Source organism: Pseudomonas sp. P65(2024) (assembly GCF_057480955.1).
In genome coordinates, this window is record NZ_JBLIYX010000024.1 from 40,249 (window position 1) to 56,889 (window position 16,641).

Annotated in this window: 11 protein-coding genes; 6 read left to right on the forward strand and 5 right to left on the reverse strand. The window is 67.6% G+C overall.

Annotated elements, in window-relative coordinates:
• Nucleotides 1-20: 20 nt before the first annotated feature.
• Entirely contained in the window at nucleotides 21-1,586 is a 1,566-nt protein-coding gene (peaA, locus tag AC25MA_RS24000) for a quinohemoprotein amine dehydrogenase subunit alpha (protein WP_028692090.1), read from the reverse strand.
• A 444-nt stretch (nucleotides 1,587-2,030) separates the two neighbouring features.
• On the opposite strand from peaA, the gene AC25MA_RS24005 reads away from it, so the two are divergent.
• Nucleotides 2,031-3,524 (forward strand): aldehyde dehydrogenase family protein, encoded by a 1,494-nt coding sequence (locus AC25MA_RS24005; protein WP_280063989.1) that lies wholly within the window; start codon nucleotides 2,031-2,033, stop codon nucleotides 3,522-3,524.
• Between the two features lie 89 nt (nucleotides 3,525-3,613).
• Nucleotides 3,614-4,927, forward strand: coding sequence for an alginate export family protein (locus AC25MA_RS24010; RefSeq protein ID WP_213883692.1), 1,314 nt, complete (start codon nucleotides 3,614-3,616; stop codon nucleotides 4,925-4,927).
• Nucleotide 4,928: 1 nt separating this feature from the next.
• Here AC25MA_RS24010 and qhpG read toward each other — a convergent pair whose 3' ends face one another.
• The 4 genes from qhpG to AC25MA_RS24030 are packed head-to-tail and all read right to left on the reverse strand — an operon-like array spanning nucleotide 4,929 to nucleotide 10,519.
• Complete coding sequence (gene qhpG, locus AC25MA_RS24015; protein ID WP_213883690.1) at nucleotides 4,929-6,215, reverse strand: flavin-dependent monooxygenase QhpG; 1,287 nt, start codon at nucleotides 6,213-6,215, stop codon at nucleotides 4,929-4,931.
• Nucleotides 6,208-6,885: a subtilisin-like serine protease QhpE gene (gene qhpE, locus AC25MA_RS24020; RefSeq protein WP_028692094.1), complete on the reverse strand. Its 678-nt coding sequence runs from the start codon at nucleotides 6,883-6,885 to the stop codon at nucleotides 6,208-6,210. Before qhpE ends, qhpG begins: the two co-directional genes overlap by 8 nt.
• Nucleotides 6,875-8,602 carry an ABC transporter ATP-binding protein gene (locus AC25MA_RS24025; protein WP_062363341.1) on the reverse strand — a complete coding sequence of 576 codons (1,728 nt, stop codon included), beginning with the start codon at nucleotides 8,600-8,602 and terminating at the stop codon, nucleotides 6,875-6,877. The genes qhpE and AC25MA_RS24025 overlap by 11 nt, the downstream gene beginning before the upstream one ends.
• 3 nt (nucleotides 8,603-8,605) lie before the next feature.
• Nucleotides 8,606-10,519, reverse strand: a complete 1,914-nt coding sequence (locus tag AC25MA_RS24030; protein WP_062363339.1) for a sigma-54-dependent Fis family transcriptional regulator — start codon at nucleotides 10,517-10,519, stop codon at nucleotides 8,606-8,608.
• Between the two features lie 387 nt (nucleotides 10,520-10,906).
• Between AC25MA_RS24030 and AC25MA_RS24035 the strand changes: the two genes are divergently transcribed.
• From AC25MA_RS24035 to AC25MA_RS24050, 4 genes are read left to right on the forward strand one after another with little or no spacing between them, the layout of a single operon-like run.
• The gene (locus AC25MA_RS24035; protein ID WP_028692098.1) at nucleotides 10,907-12,253 is read left to right on the forward strand and encodes a hypothetical protein; all 1,347 of its coding nucleotides are present in this window, start codon (nucleotides 10,907-10,909) and stop codon (nucleotides 12,251-12,253) included.
• A 26-nt stretch (nucleotides 12,254-12,279) separates the two neighbouring features.
• Nucleotides 12,280-14,514, forward strand: coding sequence for an Ig-like domain-containing protein (locus tag AC25MA_RS24040; RefSeq protein WP_486972459.1), 2,235 nt, complete (start codon nucleotides 12,280-12,282; stop codon nucleotides 14,512-14,514).
• Between the two features lie 16 nt (nucleotides 14,515-14,530).
• Nucleotides 14,531-15,001 (forward strand): curlin, encoded by a 471-nt coding sequence (locus AC25MA_RS24045; RefSeq protein ID WP_486972460.1) that lies wholly within the window; start codon nucleotides 14,531-14,533, stop codon nucleotides 14,999-15,001.
• Between the two features lie 30 nt (nucleotides 15,002-15,031).
• Nucleotides 15,032-16,477: a curlin gene (locus tag AC25MA_RS24050; RefSeq protein ID WP_486972461.1), complete on the forward strand. Its 1,446-nt coding sequence runs from the start codon at nucleotides 15,032-15,034 to the stop codon at nucleotides 16,475-16,477.
• The last annotated feature ends 164 nt before the right edge of the window (nucleotides 16,478-16,641 follow it).

The following is a 16,641-nucleotide window of genomic DNA, read 5'->3' on the forward strand; positions in this document are numbered from 1 at the left end:
TTCGATGCGTCAGTTGATGCCTATGGCAGCGGCGGATTGTTCCAGCGTTGGACGGTGACGATCAGGTGACCCTCGCCCTGCTGGCCGCCGTCGGCGAGGGTGGCGATCACCTTCAGGTTGCCGGCGTTGTTGGTCATCATCTTGCGCGCGGGGTTGGGCCCTGCCCCGCCCGGCACGAACACGCCATCGGCCTGCATCTGCCCGGCAAACCTGACGTCCTCGTCCTCGACCGCGCGCTCGTTGAACGGCTCGACCTTCCAGCTGGCCGGCAGGTAGCCGATGCGCAGCGGCTGGCCGCCGGCGTCCCTGCCCCAGGCCTCGGCCTCGAAACGGCCCTGGACCTTGGGCACCGAGGCGCCGTTCTCACCGATACGGGCAATGGAGAACGCCGGCACTACCTTGACCTCCTCGACCTTGTCGTACACCGCCAGTTGCACGCCCTTGAGCGCGCCCACTGCCACTTCGCGCTGGCCGCTCGCGGCGTCCTTGGCGGCACGCGCCTTGACCCGGATCAGCGTCGGCGTCGACTCCAGCACCTCGGTCACCTCGACACCCGCGCCCAGGTCCGGGTTGCCGGCCAGGTCGCTGCCCACCAGGGTGATCTCGCTCTCGGCACCGGCCTTGATGAAGGCCGGCTGCACTGCCAGCAGGCGACCCTGACCGGCTTTCGAGGCACTGAAGTCCAGGCCGCGCTCGTCGTGCTCGGCCTCGAACATGCGGCCCTTCATCTGGCCGTCGATGGCGGCGAACACCTGGCGCAGGTTGGCTTCGCCGACCTTGACGTTGCCGCGCCATTCATAGCCGTTGTAGAGGATCGCCGAGCCGCTGCCGTTGAACGGCGTGCCATCGGCATAGGCGCCTTTGAGCTCGACCTTGAACGTATCGCCCTGCTCGGCGCTGACCGTCATCACCCCGCGCACGTCGCCCTTGGCCAGCATGTGGCCGCTGAACGCCCATTGCCCGGCCAGGACCTTGGACTCGGGCCGTGCCTTGAGCCACTCGGCCCAGGCCGGGTTGTCGAGGGGGAAGCGCTTGGCCAGGTCCGGCACCATCTGCTTGAGGGCGATGTCCAGCCAGTCACGGTCGCGGGCCTGGGCCTGGTACTCGAGGGACGGCCACTGGCCGAGGTGGAAGTTGACCAGGTGCTCCCATTCCTTGGCCGGTCGCCGCTGCAGGGCGACCCGGGCACCGGAGTGGCAGCGGCCGCACATCTGGCTGAGCTGATCGTCGAAGTGTTCGACGGTGTTCAGCCTGCGCTCCATGGCGTAGCGCACGCCCTCGGTCTCGCTGGGCGCCAGGCCCTGCTTGTCGGCCAGGTACTTGACCAGGGTGCGGCGCTCGTCGTCGCTGATCGAAAGGCCATGCATCACCTGCATGCGGGCGATGCTCATCAGCCAGCCTTCCGGGGTCTTGCGCTGGTGACTGATGCGACTGTAGCTGTCGTTGCCTTCGGGGATATGGCAACCCATGCACTTGTTCTGCAACAGGCTCGGGCCCTGCTCGGCCGCCATGGCCTGGGCGGACAGCAGTGCGGTGGCGACCAGCGCCAGTGTGCCCGCCTGCCGCCGGAGTCGAGTCGTCTTCAAGGTCAGACCTCCACGGTGTTGTTCTTATCGTTATTCGCACGCTTGGATACAGCGGTGTGCATGTGACAGTTGCGATACAGGAAGCATGCCAGTTGTAGCAAAAATGTTTTGGATCAGTGAGTTGCCTATGTTTTGCGGGAATGGGCCTGCGTCTGGGGTTGTAGGTGAACGTCCCATTTCGCGACTGGGTGTTTCACCTTGAGACATCCGCCGTGGCTGGCAATCCTGGGGCTGCTTTGCGCCCCCAGCACCCTCGAGCCGAACGCATAACCATGTGTATCGCATGACGTCTCACCCGATCTCAATATGCAACAGATCAACCCTGATTCTATTCACTCCCAATCCGGCAAAAACCACCGCTAGCCGGGCCTTGCCCGCCACCCGAGTCCTTTGGCACGCCCATTGCCCCGACCCTGGTCACAACCCTGACAAGAGGCACCGCCCATGCATTCCGAACTGCCGATCCTACCCGCCACCCGCGACTTCCTCGCACGCAAGCTCAGGATGCGCATCGGCGCCGACTGGCAGGACGCCGTCAGCGGCCGCACCATGACCTTGCGCAACCCGGCCACCGGCGAGATCCTCGGCGAGGTGCCCGCAGCCGAGGCCCAGGACGTAGACCGCGCCGTGCAGGCCGCGCGCCTGGCCTTCGACAATTCGGCCTGGAGCCGAACACGCCCGCGCGAGCGGCAGAACCTGCTGTGGCGCCTGGCCGACCTGATGCAGCGCGATGCCCGGGAACTGGCCGAGCTGGAATGCCTGAACAACGGCAAGAGCGCCGCGGTGGCCCAGGTAATGGATGTGCAGTTGGCCATCGATTTTTTGCGCTACATGGCCGGCTGGGCCACCAAGCTCGAAGGCAGCACGGTCGAGCCCTCACTGCCGCTGATGCCCGACGATCAGTTCCATGGTTTCATTCGCCGCGAAGCGGTCGGCGTGGTCGGTGCCATCGTTGCCTGGAACTTCCCGCTGCTGCTGGCCTGCTGGAAGCTTGGTCCGGCCCTGGCCACCGGCTGCACCGTGGTCCTCAAGCCTGCCGACGAAACCCCGCTGACCGCGCTGAAGCTCGCCGAGCTGGTGAGCGAGGCCGGTTACCCGGACGGCGTGTTCAACGTGATCACCGGCACCGGGCTGAACGCCGGCGCCGCCCTGAGCCGCCACCCGGGCGTGGACAAGCTGACCTTCACCGGCTCCACCGAGGTCGGCAAGCTGATCGGCAAGGCGGCCATGGACAACATGACCCGCGTCACCCTGGAGCTGGGCGGCAAGTCGCCGACCATCGTCCTGCCCGACGCCAACCTGCAGGAAGCCGCCGCCGGCGCCGCCACGGCGATTTTCTTCAACCAGGGCCAGGTGTGCTGCGCCGGTTCCCGCCTGTACGTGCACCGCAAGCACTTCGACAATGTGGTGGCGGATATCGCCGGCATCGCCAACGCCATGAAACTGGGCAACGGCCTGGACCCGACCGTGCAGATGGGGCCACTGATCTCGGCCAAGCAGCAGGACCGGGTCACCGGCTACATCGACCTGGGCCGCGAACTGGGCGCGACCATCGCCTGCGGCGGCGAAGGCTTCGGCCCGGGCTACTTCGTCAAACCAACGGTGATCGTCGATGTCGACCAACGCCACCGGCTGGTGCAGGAGGAAATCTTCGGCCCTGTACTGGTAGCCATGCCGTTCGACGACCTCGATGAGGTGGTGCGCATGGCCAACGACAACCCCTACGGGCTGGGCGCGAGCATCTGGTCCAACGACCTGGCCGCGGTGCACCGGATGATCCCGCGGATCAAGTCCGGGTCGGTATGGGTGAACTGCCACAGCGCGCTGGACCCGGCGCTGCCGTTCGGCGGCTACAAGCTCTCCGGCGTCGGCCGCGAGATGGGCGCGGCGGCGATCGAGCACTACACCGAGCTGAAGTCGGTATTGATCAAGCTCTGAGTCTTCCTGCACTGGCCTCTTCGCGGATTTACCCGCGAAGAGGCTGGTACAGACCTTACAGAACACACAATAAAAACATGGAGCACACCATGACGCACAAGCTCGCCTGCACATTGGCCCTGCTGCTGGCCTCCCCCTTCACCCAGGCCCATGAACTCTACAACAACGCCGGCACCACCCTGGACGCCAACCTCGAAGCCCTGTTCGGCGTCTTCCACAGCGACGAAAGCTTCGACCAGTTCGGCAACCGCCAGCCCGGCAGCAGCAACTGGCGCGAGGGCTACGTCAAATACGGCCTGAGCGCCAGCCACGCCCTGGCCGGCAGCGGCACGCTGTACGGTGCCTTCAGCCTGCTCAGCTCGGCCACCTGGGGCGATGGCGACGCCGCCGGCTTCACTCTGGGCAACGAACGTCGCACCGGTATCGAGGACGCCTACCTCGGCTGGCGCTCGGGCAGCCTGTTCCCGGCCCTCGGTGAGGATGGCATCGATGTCTCCGGGGGGCGCCAGGTCATCACCCTCGGCGACGGCTTCCTGATCCAGGGCGACCCGGTCAATGCCGGCAATGTCGACCTAGGTGCCGATTTCGACCGGGGCGGCGCCTACTACCTGGCGGCGCGCAAGGCCTTCGACCGCACCGCCGTGCTGCGCCTGGGGGGCAAGCAAGGCTGGCGTGGCGACCTGATGTGGCTCAAATCAGACAACCCGTTCCAGGCCGACACCTCCATGGCGGTGGCCAACTTCGAACATGTCGCCGATGCAGGCACCGTGGGCCTGAGCTGGATCCACGGCCTGGATGTCGACCGCCGCTACGCCGAGATCCTCGGCCTGGAACACCGCGACGGCATGGACACGGTGAGCCTACGCGGGCGCGGCAACCTGGGGGTCAAAGACCTCGAACTGGCCGCCGAATACGTCACCCAGGACCGCAGTGACGGACGCGAGAACGCCTGGTACCTGGAGGGCAACTGGACCTTCTCCGCACTGCCCTGGTCGCCCACCGCCACCTACCGCTACAGCCGCTTCTCGGAGCATTTCGACCCGCTGTTCTATGGCCTGAGCCGTGGCTACGGCACCTGGTTCCAGGGCGAGGTGGCGGCCAACTACGCCGGTCCCTTCAACAGCAACACCCAGGTGCACCATGTGGCGCTCAAGGCCACGCCGCGGGAGGGCCTGACCGTGGGGGCGCTGTACTTCGACTTCGACACGCTCAAGACCGACCAGGGCAACCTGGGTGGGCGCGAGGTGGACCTGTATGTCGAATGGATGATCAACGAGCACTGGCTGATCAGCCCGCTGGTGGGGTTCTATACCCCACAGCGCAGTGCGCAGGATGGCGGCGTGCAGGTGGGTGGGCGGGAGAGCGGAACCTACCTGCAACTGGTGGTCGGGACGTTCTTCTGAGTCAATGGCCCTGTTCGCGTAACCAGCGCTTGACCATCGGCTGGTGCGCCTTTTTCACCAGGCGCTCCAGGCCGATGCCGGCCTGCAACCCCCGCACTACCGGCGCCAGCTCGACACCCTGCAGGTGCCACACGCCCAACGGCTGGTCCGCCGTCACCACCACCTCGGCCTCCTCCACCCAGCCTTCGCGCAACACCGGGCGTCGCTCCACCCGCACCGCTTGCCAGTCAGCCGCCGCGTGCAGCGGCTGGGCATCCGGCCAACCCCGGCGGCGGGCCCAGAACGGCTGGGCCACGCGCTGCGTTTCCTGCGCGTAGAAATCCCGGCCGATCCGGGCGAAACGCAGGAACAGCTGCTCGACCCGTGTCTGATGGAAGCGCTGCGCCAAGTCCGCCTGCCCAGGTCGTTGCAACAGGGTATTGATCACCACGGGCGCCTGGAGCGCCGAGGACAACGACTGGAAGATACCATTGCCCGACAGCGGGTCGACCGCCATCGCGGCATCGCCAACCCGCAGCCAGTCCGGGCCCGCGCAGTTGCCGGCCAGGATCGCCGTGCTGCTGCGCGCATGCACCTGCGCAGGGGCGAAGGCCCGCTCACCGAACAGTTGCGCCACCAACGCCGAACCACGCCGACGCTCGGCACAGTATTCAGGCAAGGCCGCCTTGCCCGGCAACTGCGCCGTCGTCGCGTCCAGCGTCACCTGCCAGTAACAGCGGCCATCGGCCAGCCGCGCCATCCAGGCCCAGCCGTCGTCCAGGCTCTCCACCGCCGACACCGGCGTGCCGGGCGCGGCCTGCCAGAGGTTGAGCAGGCTGACGGTCTCCGGCCCGCGCAGGCGACCTTCACTCAACGGGGCCTGACGACCACGGGCCTCGACCAGGAACTCGCCGTGCAGGGTGCGACCGTCGTCCAGATGTATCCGGTACCCCTGCCCCCGCTCCACCTCGCGCACACGCCCTTCGACCAGCTCGACACCGGCGCGGCGCAGGTCGTCGCGCAGGGCCTGGTCGAAACGCTGGCGATCAAGCAGGCACTCCTGGTTCGGTTGCAGCCGCTTGCCGTTCCAGTGCACCTGGCGCGTGGCCGGCGTGGTGGCCTCGGCCAGGGCGGCGCCCAGGCCTGCATGACGCAGGCCCTCCAGCACCCGCTGCGACACGCCTTCCACCGCGGCGAAGCGACGCCAGTCGGACACCACCGTGACGGGGTAGTCCATCCGCCGCAGCCCCAGGGCCGTGGCCGCGCCGGCAGGCCCGGCGCCGAGTACCAGGATGCTTGCTTCAGGCATCGATCGGCCCCTTGCGCTCAGGGCCGGCGAACGCCGCGTGATGCTTCAGCCACCGCAACAGCGCCTCCCGGGTCATGCCGGGCTCATCGCGCAGCAGGGCCGCCACCCGGCCACTGAACGCGGCGCAGGCCAGGCTGGCGCCTGCCCCGCCATCGCTGCCGACCGCCGCGCCGAAGTCGGCCTGGGCCGTGTCCAGCCACGACCACTGCCCGGGAGCGCAGCGGGCATCACCGGTCACGCGGATGACCCCAGGGTAGCTGGCCGGGTAAACCGGCTCGCCCCGCGCCGGGCTCGAGGCGCACAGCAGCACCCCGGCGGCCACGGCCTCGGCGCAGGCCTGGCGCAACACCGGGCGGTCCTGGCGCAGACCCAGGCTGAGGTTGACCACGCTCGCGCCGGCTTCCACCAGCCACAACAGGCCAGCCGCCACCTGCAAGGCACTGGTACTGCCCTGCCCGGCGAACACCTGGGCCAGCAGCACGGGCTGGGCACCGGACTCTGCGCGCAGCCGCGCCAGCACGGCGCTGCCATGGCCCAAGGCGTCCGGCAGCGAGTCACCCTCGCGTAACCTGCCCTCTTCGAGCCAGAAACGTCGCGCATCCAGGAGGCCGGCCGCCTGCTCCGGCGAGCAGCCGCTGTCGATCACGCCAATCCACGGTTCAGCGGCCATGGTCGACGGGCTCCTTGCTGCGCAACTGCCCGCCGTGCAGCTCAAGGTGCAGGTCGGCGTCGGCGAGGGTCGAGGCGCGGTGACTGATGAGGATCCGCGTGCGCCCGGCGAACAACTGGTCGATGGCGGCGATCACCTCGCGCTCGGTGGCTTCGTCCACCGCCGAAGTAGCTTCGTCCAGCACCAGGATTGTCGGTTGCTGCAGTAGCGCCCGGGCGATGGCGATGCGTTGCTTCTGCCCGCCGGACAGCTGCTGGCCGCGCTCGCCCAGCAGGCCGTCGAGCCCCAGCGGCAGGCTCTGCACCAGACTGTCCAGGCGGGTCAGGCGCACCACTCGCTCCAGGTCGTCACGGCTGGCCTGGGGCGTGCTGTAGGCCAGGTTCTGCGCCAGGGTGCCGCGAAACAGGACGATGTCCTGGCTGACCACGGCGATGCGTCGCCGCAGGGCCTGCAGGTCGAGCTCGCGCAGGTCGACGCCATCGAGCAGGATGCGCCCGTCATCGGGGTCGTAGAAGCGTTGCAGCAGGTCGATCAGCGTCGACTTGCCGACACCGGAGGCGCCGCTGATGGCAACCTTGGCCCCGGGCGGCAGGCAGGCATCGACCTTGTCCAGCACCCTGCCCTGGCGGCCGTCGTGAGCGAAGCACACCCGGTCCAGGCGCAGCTCGCCGGCCCCCTGCGGCATGGGCTTGGGATCATCCGCCTCGCGCACCGCGACCGCCTCTTGTTTGAGTTCCATCACCCGCCCCAGGCTCACGGCCATCCGCTGCACCGCCACGTACAGGCCCAGCAGGCTCTGCACCGGGCCGACTGCCATGCCCATGTAGGTGGAAAACGCGATCAGCGCGCCCAGCTGCCAGGTCCCCTGGATCACCCACCAGCCGCCGACCAGGAACGCGCATGCCCGGCACCAGGAGGTCAGGGTGCCGGGTAGCGCCTGGGTGAAGAACTCGGTGACCTGCACCTTGAGCAACTGCCCCATGTAGCCCTGGCCCAGCCGGTCGAGACGTTCGGCCTCGCGCTGCTGCTGGCCGGCGGCCTGGATGAACTTCATCGCCGGCAGCGTCTCGACCAGGAACGACGACACGTCCGCCGAGCGCTCGCGCAGGCTGCGCACCTCGCGCTCGACCTTGCGCCGCATCCAGCGCAGCCACAGCACCTCGAGCGGGATCAACAGCGCCAGCAGCAGCGACAGCTGCCAGGACAGCATGAGCATCAAGGCCACGGCGCCGACCAGGCCGATCAGCGCCGACACCGCCGAGAACAGCGAATCCACGGCAAAGCGCTGGATCTCGGCGACATCGCCGTCCAACCGCGACAGGATGTCGCCGGTGCGCCGCTGCCCATAGAACGTCGGCGACAGCCGTTGCAAATGGCGGTACAGGTCATCGCGCAGGGCGAACAGGATGCGCCCGGACAGCCGTGTGTGCAGGTAGCGGTTGACCCCGGCCAGCACGGTACCGAACAGGCCGGCGACAATCATGATCGCCGCCATGTGCCAGAGGGTCTGGTAGTCCTTGGCCAGCAGCCCCTCGTCAATCAGCGTCTTGACCAGCCAGGGTTGCGCCAGGGCCAGCAGCGAGGCGCCCAGGGACAGCGCCAGCAGCGCGCCAATGGCGCCACGGTGTGGACGCACGAAGCCATACAGCCAGGCCAGCGCCTGACGCATCAGCGCCGGCTCGCTGGATTCGATCAATCGGGAAAACAGTCCGCCCATGGCTCAACCACGCAACTGCTTGAGCTTGCGATACAGCGTCGCGCGGCTGATGCCCAGGGCCTCGGCCGCCGCCGAGACGTTACCCTGATGGCGGGCCAGGGCGGCGCGGATCAGCTCCAGCTCGTTGTCGCGCAGGCTGCCGGACGGCGCGGCGCCGCTGGCCAGTTCATCGAGCAGGCAGTCGGTGAGATGGTCGAGGGTCAGCACCTGCTCGCCCTCCTCGCGCATCGCCAGGGCAGTACGCACCACCATCTCCAGCTGGCGGATGTTGCCCGGCCAGTCGAAGTTCTCCAGCAGCGCCACCAAGGGCGCATCGAGGCTTACGCCCCTGGCCCCGGACTTGTCCAGCAGGCCCTGGATGAGCGTCGCCAGGTCGTCGCGCTCGCGCAGTGCCGGCAGGCGCAGGGATACGCCGTTGACCCGGTAGTAGAGGTCTTCGCGAAACTGCTGGTCGGCGACCAGTCGCTTGAGATCGCGGTGGGTAGCGCAGATCAGCGCCACGTCGATGTCCTGCTCGTCGCCGGCGCCCAGCGGCGCTACCCGACGCTCCTGCAGGACACGCAGCAGACGGGCCTGCAAGGCCAGGGGCATGTCGCCGATCTCGTCGAGGAACAGCGTGCCGCCATGGGCCTGCATCAGCCGCCCGACCATGCCGCCGCGGCGCGAGCCGGTGAACGCGCCCTCACGGTAGCCGAACAGCTCGGACTCGATCAGGCCCTCGGGAATCGCCGCGCAATTGACCGCCACGAACGGCTTGTCGGCCCGCGTTCCGGCCTGGTGCAGGGCGCGGGCGGCGACTTCCTTGCCGGTACCGGTTTCGCCCAGCAGCAGCACCGGCAAGCCATTGGCCAGGCCCTGACGGGCCATGCGCAAGGCACGGGCCAGGCGTGCATCGCCGCCGGCCAGGGCCTCCAGGGCCTGGGCCTTGGCCGGCTCGGCCGGTTTGGTGTTGGGCGCCGGACCACTGATGCGGCCATGCCGTGGCAGTTGCAAGGCGCGGAAGAAGAATTCACCCTTGGCGGTCTGCACGCTGCTGACACCGCCCTGCCACAGGCGGGCGATGAATGCCGGCGAGCGCTCGCCCAGCAGATCGCTGCTGCGCCGACCAAGCAGCGCCTGGCGCGGCATCTGCAGCAATTGGCAGGCATTGTCGTTGGCCGCCAGCACCTCGCCTTCCAGGCTCAGCGCCAGCAGGCCCTGCCAGGCGCTGGCCAGGTACTGCGGGCGGCTGTGGAAGGCCAGCACCAGGTGCTCGGGGTGATACAGCCCGAACAACCGGCTTTCGATATTGCCGGCGGCGAGCAGCAACGTGGAGAGGCTATCCTGGGGCTGGGCCATGACGCCTTCGCGGGTCACGTCGAGCACGCCGATCACCTCGCCACGCGGATCGCGCAGCGGCACCGAGGTGCAGGAGAACGGGCTGAGCCGGTCGAGATAGTGTTCGCCGCAGTTGATCAGGGTCGGCTGGCCCTCGACCACCGCCGTGCCGATGGCGTTGGTGCCGCGCAGGGCCTCACTCCAGCAACTGCCCGGGTGCAGGTCACGCAGGCCTTCGCGGGCGAGCACGTGCTTCTGGCCCTCGATGGCCAGCACGTTGGCCTGGGCATCACCGAGGATGACGATGCCGCTCTTGCCTTGGCGCTTGACCAGGTAGTCCAGTTCGGGGGTGACCGCGTCGATCAGCAGGCGGTTGTGCTCCAGCAGCGCGCGCAGGTCCAGGCCATGGCGAATGCCCAGGCCCACCTGCTCGCCCTGCAGGCAGTCAAGGCCATGGCCGAGGCTGCGGCGCCAGGAGGCATCGATTTCGTCACGCAGCATGCCGGAGGGCAGTTCGCCTTCGCTGGCCAGTTTCAGGCGGACCAGACGGGATTGCTGCAGTGGATCGTTGGCGGTTGTTGTTGGAAGTTGTCGCGCCATTGCGTGCTCCAGGGGTGCCCCGCTCAGGCGGGGCAATGGGCATCGGATTTTTCGGCAGTGTGCGTCAGAAATCGTTGGTAGTCATCAGGTACGCGCTGGGAGGTGTATGCCGGGGAATTTTCAGCGCTTATGAGATCGAGCGCCGCGCGGACGGCGCTCGATCTCATAAGCGCTGCAAGGCTATCGGCGACCCCCTGAAAGCCCTGCCCCATTCCCCAATCCTGGGTCCCCCCGCCCACCCGCCATACCTAGCCGAACACCTGCCAGAAACGCTGAAACCCCTACCCCAGAGCCCTTCAACCGCCCCCTGAAAAACCTGGCACAACAGTTGCCGATCCCTCCCCAGACGCCCCAACCCATGGGCCCGTTTGCAGGAGGAAGCAACTCATGCACCGACCGATTCCCCACCCGCTGGCCGTGGCGATCTTCGCCGGCCTGCTCCAGCTACCGGCCCAGGCTGCGCTGTACGCGGTCGACAGCGGCCCCTACACCCTGCCCACCGGCAAGTTCCCCGCCTGGTACCAGGACAGCCACGGCCGGGTGCTCGACCTGTGCCTGTCCAAGGCGGTGAGCTCGCGAGTCGCCGGTGCCCCCGGCGCGCCTTCGTACATGTGCACGCTGTTGCCCACCCCCGGCGTGTTCGACGACACCCAGCCGATCGTCTTCCCCAGCAACTTCCCCGACGAGGCCTTCTGGTTCACCGCCGACGCCGCCATCGTCGATGCCGCCCGCGGTATCGACCTGAGCTTTGGCTCGGCCATCGAGGCTGCCTTCGCCGCCGAAGAGCCGGTGGACGGTGACCAGGTCAGCTTCGCCCGGGTGCGCATTCGCGTCGATGTGCCGGTGGCCGGTACCTACACGATCACCCACCCCTACGGCGTCGAGGTCTTCGACGTGCCAGCGGGCGGGCGCCGGGCGATCAACATGACCCGCGACATCGGCATCGGCTCCCCCGGTGACTACAGCGGCGCGCTCAAGGGCGACGTCGGGCCGTTCCTGCGCAGCGTCAACGGGCCCTACACCGAAACCAACCCGGGCACTGGCGCCAGCGAACGCTACATCGGCGACCCGAACCTGGAAGAGCCGGTCACCGGCAGCCCCTTCAACACCAACTTCGTGCGCATCGAAGGCCCCAACGGCATCGACCTGCGCACCGAGCTGTTCGCCGTCTCCGGCAAGCTGTCCACGGTCAACCGCCCGACACCGCTGATCCCGCAGCGCAGCACCTACTCACGGCACACCGTCAACGGCGACCTGCGGGCCCAGCAGGATGTGTTCGTCATGGCGCCGCCGGCGCCGGCCACGGTCACCCTGACCAGTCAGACACCGGCCCTGCCCCTGGGCGAGGCCAACGGCACCGGCGCCTGGTACGCCCAATCTGCGCTCAACCCGACCCTGCCGCTGACCCTGCAGGTGACCGCCGACAACAGCCTGGCCATCGCCACCAGCACGCCGACCAGCGCCGCCATGCCGCTCACCGACCTGGTGATCATCAGCCGCGCCGAATACAGCCTGGCCAGCGGCCAGCTGACCCTGGTCGCCAGCAGCAGCGACGAGACCAGCCCGCCCGCCCTCACCGCCCGCACCGGCAACGGCACGCTGATCGGCAACCTGAGCGGCAACGGCGCGGTCAAGTCCCTGACCACCGGGCTGTCACCCATCCCGCCGGCGCAGGTGCAAGTCACCAGCAGCCACGGCGGCAGCGACAACGAAGACGTGGTGCTGGTGCCATGAACAGACACCGCCTTCAAGGAGGCCGCATGAATACTTGGTCGCGTCGGGCGCTGTGCGCCGCTGGTTTCACCCTCACCGTCAGCAGCGCGGCCTGGGCAGCGCTGAGCGAGGTCGATCCCGGCCCCTACACCTTCGCCACCGGGGGCTACCCGATGTGGTACAAGGACGCCAACAACCTCGCCCTGGAGCTGTGCCAGTCACGCGCCATCAGCTCGCGGGCACCGGGCGCGCCAGGCGCCCCGGCCTACATGTGCACCCTGCTGCCCGAGCCCGGGGTCTACGACGATGCCCTGCCGCTGGTGTTCCCGGACAACTGGCCGCCGGAGATGTTCTGGTTCCTGGCCGAGACCCAGATCCCGCAGGTGGGCAACAGCGGCTACGAGCTGGAAGTCTATGTCGCAGGCCTCGAGGCGGCCTTCGCCGCCGAGAACCCGGTCAACGGCGACCAGCAGAGCTTCGCCCGCATCCGCATCCGCGCCTCGGTGCCGCGCACCGGCACCTACACCATCACCCACCCGTTCGGCGTCGAGACGGTCAACGTGACCACCGCCGGCCGGCGGGCGATCAACATAACCCGCGACATCGGCATCGGCGCGCCGGGCAACTTCAGCGGCGCCCTGAACGGTAATCTCGGCCCGTTCCTGCGCGGGGTCGGCGGCCCCTACACCGAGGTCAACCCGGACACCGGCGCCACCGAGACCTTCGTCGGCGACCCGAACATCACCGAGGCGGTGACCGGCAGCCCGAACAACACCAACTTCGTGCGCATCCAGGGCCCGGCGGGTACCATCCAGACCAACGTCTTCAGCGTCTCGGGCAAGGTTCTCGACCAGCGCCAGCAGACCCCGGTGACGCTGGAGCGCGCCACCTACCAGCGCAACGCCGCCGGCACCCGCGTCGAGGTCTTCGCCAAGGCGCCGAACAGCGCCAGCCTGTGCCTGCGCAACGGCCTGGCACTGATCGGCTCGCCGCCGTCACCGTGCCAGTTCAGCATGCTCGCCGACAACAACGGGCTGTTCTTCAGCCAGCAACTGAGCCAGGCCGTGCCGCCGTCAGTGGTGGTGGTCACTGCCAGCAGCCCGGCCGGCACCACGCGCCCGACAGCGCTGTCGAGCAAGCTCAGCGACGTGGTCAAGGTTGCCACCGCGCGCTACGACTGGAGCGCCAAGCGCCTGCTGGTCGAGGCCCACTCCAGTGATGAAGTGGTGGTGCCCGACCTACTGGTACAGGGCTTCGGGCGCATGTCCAAGTCCGGCGTGCAGCAGAGCCTGACGGTCAACGACCTGGCCCAGCCACCCGCCAGCATCACCGTCAAGTCGGCCCATGGCGGTGTCGATGTGGAGCCGGTGGTGGTGGTCGGCAACGCCCCGGTACCAACCGAGAACCAGGCTCCCGTGGCCCAGGCCGACAGCGCCAGCACCAGTGTCGGGGTGCCGATCACCCTCAACCTGCTGGCTAACGACAGCGACCCGGACGGCAACGTGCCGCTGAGCATCACCGACCTCACCCAGCCTGGCACCGGCCTGGGCGGCGTGGTGCTCAACGGCAGCACTTCGGTGACCTACACCCCGCCGAGCGGTGCAACCTCGCCCGTGGTGGCGACCTTTAGCTACCGCGCCCAGGACGCCAAGGGACTGAACTCGACACCGGCCACGGTAACCGTCAATGTCGCGCCGAACCAACCTCCGACTGCAGTGGCCGACAGCGTTGCCACCCTCGGCGTGCCACTGACCATCAACGCGCTGGCCAACGACACCGACCCGGAAGGCAACCTGCCGCTGACCATCGCCAGCGTCACCCAGCCGACCCCGGCCGGGCGCGGCACGGTCAGTACCGACGGCAACGTGATCACCTATACGCCACCGGCCACGGTGAGCGCGACGTTCACCACCAGCTTCAGCTACATCGCCCGTGACGCGATCGGCGCCACCTCGACGCCCGGCACGGTCACCGTGCAGGTATCGCCACGGCCGGCCCAGGAGACCTTCGCGGTCACCGCGGCGACGGTCACGGCGCGCTCGAACAATCGCTTCAACTGGGACATCAGCGGAACGTCCTCGGTGACCACCGGCAACACCATCACCGTGCGCGTGACCACCACCACCGGCGTGCAGACCCTTGGCACTACCACCGTGCCGGTCACCGGCCGCTGGCGCCTGACGGTGAGCAACAGCACGACGCTGGTGCCCACCGCCGCGCCGACCGCCACGGTGACCAGCAGCCAGGGCACCACGCGCACGGCCAACGTGGTGGTGCAGTAACACTCGGGGGGATGCCATGAATGCCTTGTACCCACTGCTGCTGAGCCTGGCCCTCACCGGCCAGGCCCTGGCCGACGACCTGATGGACAACGCCGACCTCGCCGTCGGCAGCGACCTCCGCGAGCCGCTGGTGCTGCGCCTAATGCCGTCGGGCGCCGGCCAGGCCGCGGTGATCGAGCAACTGGGCACGGGCAACCGCGCCGCCCTCGACCAGAACGGCCAGGCTCTGCTGGGCCGGATCGTCCAGGCAGGGAGCGCGCAGGAAGCGTACATCCTGCAGGAGGGCAGCGACCTGACGGCCGCGATCAGCCAGCAGGGCCAAGGCAACAACGCCACGATCCGCCAGAACGGCAGCGACAACAGCGCCGCCATCGAACAGATCGGCAACCACAACAGCGCCACCATCGACCAGCGTGGCACGGGACTGAACAGCGCCGTGACCCAGGCCGGCAACGGCCAGCAGGTCCATGTCACCCAATACCGCTAGGCCCAACAAGACAGATCTGGAGGCAACACCATGCACAAGCTCGCCCCCCTGAGCGCTGCCATCGTCCTGGCCCTTGCCGGCCAAGCCATGGCTGACGACAGCGTTTCGACCCAGAACCAGCAAGGCGCCCAGAACATTGCCGAGGTCAAGCAGTCGCAGGCGCCTTTCGCCTCGGCCACGCAGAACCAGACCGGCCACGATCACAACCACATGGCGTTGCAGGACGCCAGCACCAGCCACATCCAGCAAAGCGCCACCGGCTCGTTCAACGCCGGCTACGCCGAGCAACTGTACGAGAACGGCAGCCAGATCACCCAGCATGCCGGCGGCGAGTTCAACGATGCATTCGCCAGCCAGTCGGTGGGTGAAAACAACGAGGCGCTGCAGATCCAGGCCGGCAGCGGTAACCAGTCGATCATCTGGCAGGACACACAGACCGGCAGCAAGGCCACCACCTTGCAGTCGGGCTTCGGCAACAGTGCGACCGTCGAACAGCTGTTCGGTGGCAGCAACAACAAGAGTTCGATCATGCAAGGTGGCAGCGACAACCAAGCCGCCGCCGAGCATTTGACCCACCGGGATGGTGATATCGCCATCTACCAGGAGGGCAAGCAGAACTGGGCCTACGGCGACCAGCGCGACGGCCTGGGCGGCACCATCGGCATCGACCAGTACGGTACTGGCAACTCGGTTGAAGTGTGGCAGGACAACCAGGCCGCCAGCCAGGCCAGTGTCTACCAGAGTGGCCAGGCCAACGAAGGCTACATCGACCAGAGTTTCGGCCAGGTCAACACTGCCGGCCTCAGCCAGACAGGCCGTGGCAACGCCAGTTGGTCGGACCAATACGAAACCAGCCAGGCGGTGACGAACATTTCGCAGGTGGGCAACAACAACCTGCACTTCACTTACCAGACCGGTGACAACCACAGCCTGACCATCAGCACGGTGGGCAACGCCAACAAGATCATGGCCAGCAACTGGAAGGGCGAGAAGTCCGGCGGGCAATTCGGGGTCGGGCAGCAGGCGCAGATCAACCAGGTAGGTCATGGCAACGGGGTGAATATCACCCAGGAAGGCAACGCCCAGATCGCGCGGCTGAACCAGAATGGCAACCGCAACCAGATGGAGACCCGCCAGGCAGACAGCAACAACGAACTGTACTTCGAGCAGAACGGCAGCGACAACCTGCTCATCGCCGACCAGCGGGGGACTGGCAACTATGCCGAGGGGTTGGCTGCTGGTAGCGGCGGCAGCATTACCGTCGAGCAGTCGGGTAGTGGCAACCAGAGCTACACCTACCAGCTGCAGGGGTATGGGAACGAGGCGACCATCAAGCAGACCGATGGGGTCAACCTGGCCTACGTGACTCAGGCGGGGAATAACAACCAGGCGTTTGTCGACCAGAGCGGTGCGAGTCAGACGGCCAATGTTACGCAGTATGGTAATGCCAACATGGCGACTGTTACCCAGCAGTGACGGGCTTTCCCCTTGGACCGCGGTGTTGGTGCTCCCCTGGCACTGCGGTTCTTTTTTCGGGTTCTGGTTCTGGTTCTGGTTCTGGTTCTGGTTCTGGTTCTGGTTCTGGTTCTGGTTCTGGTTCTGGTTCTGGTTCTGGTTCTGGTTCTGGTTCTGGTTCTGGT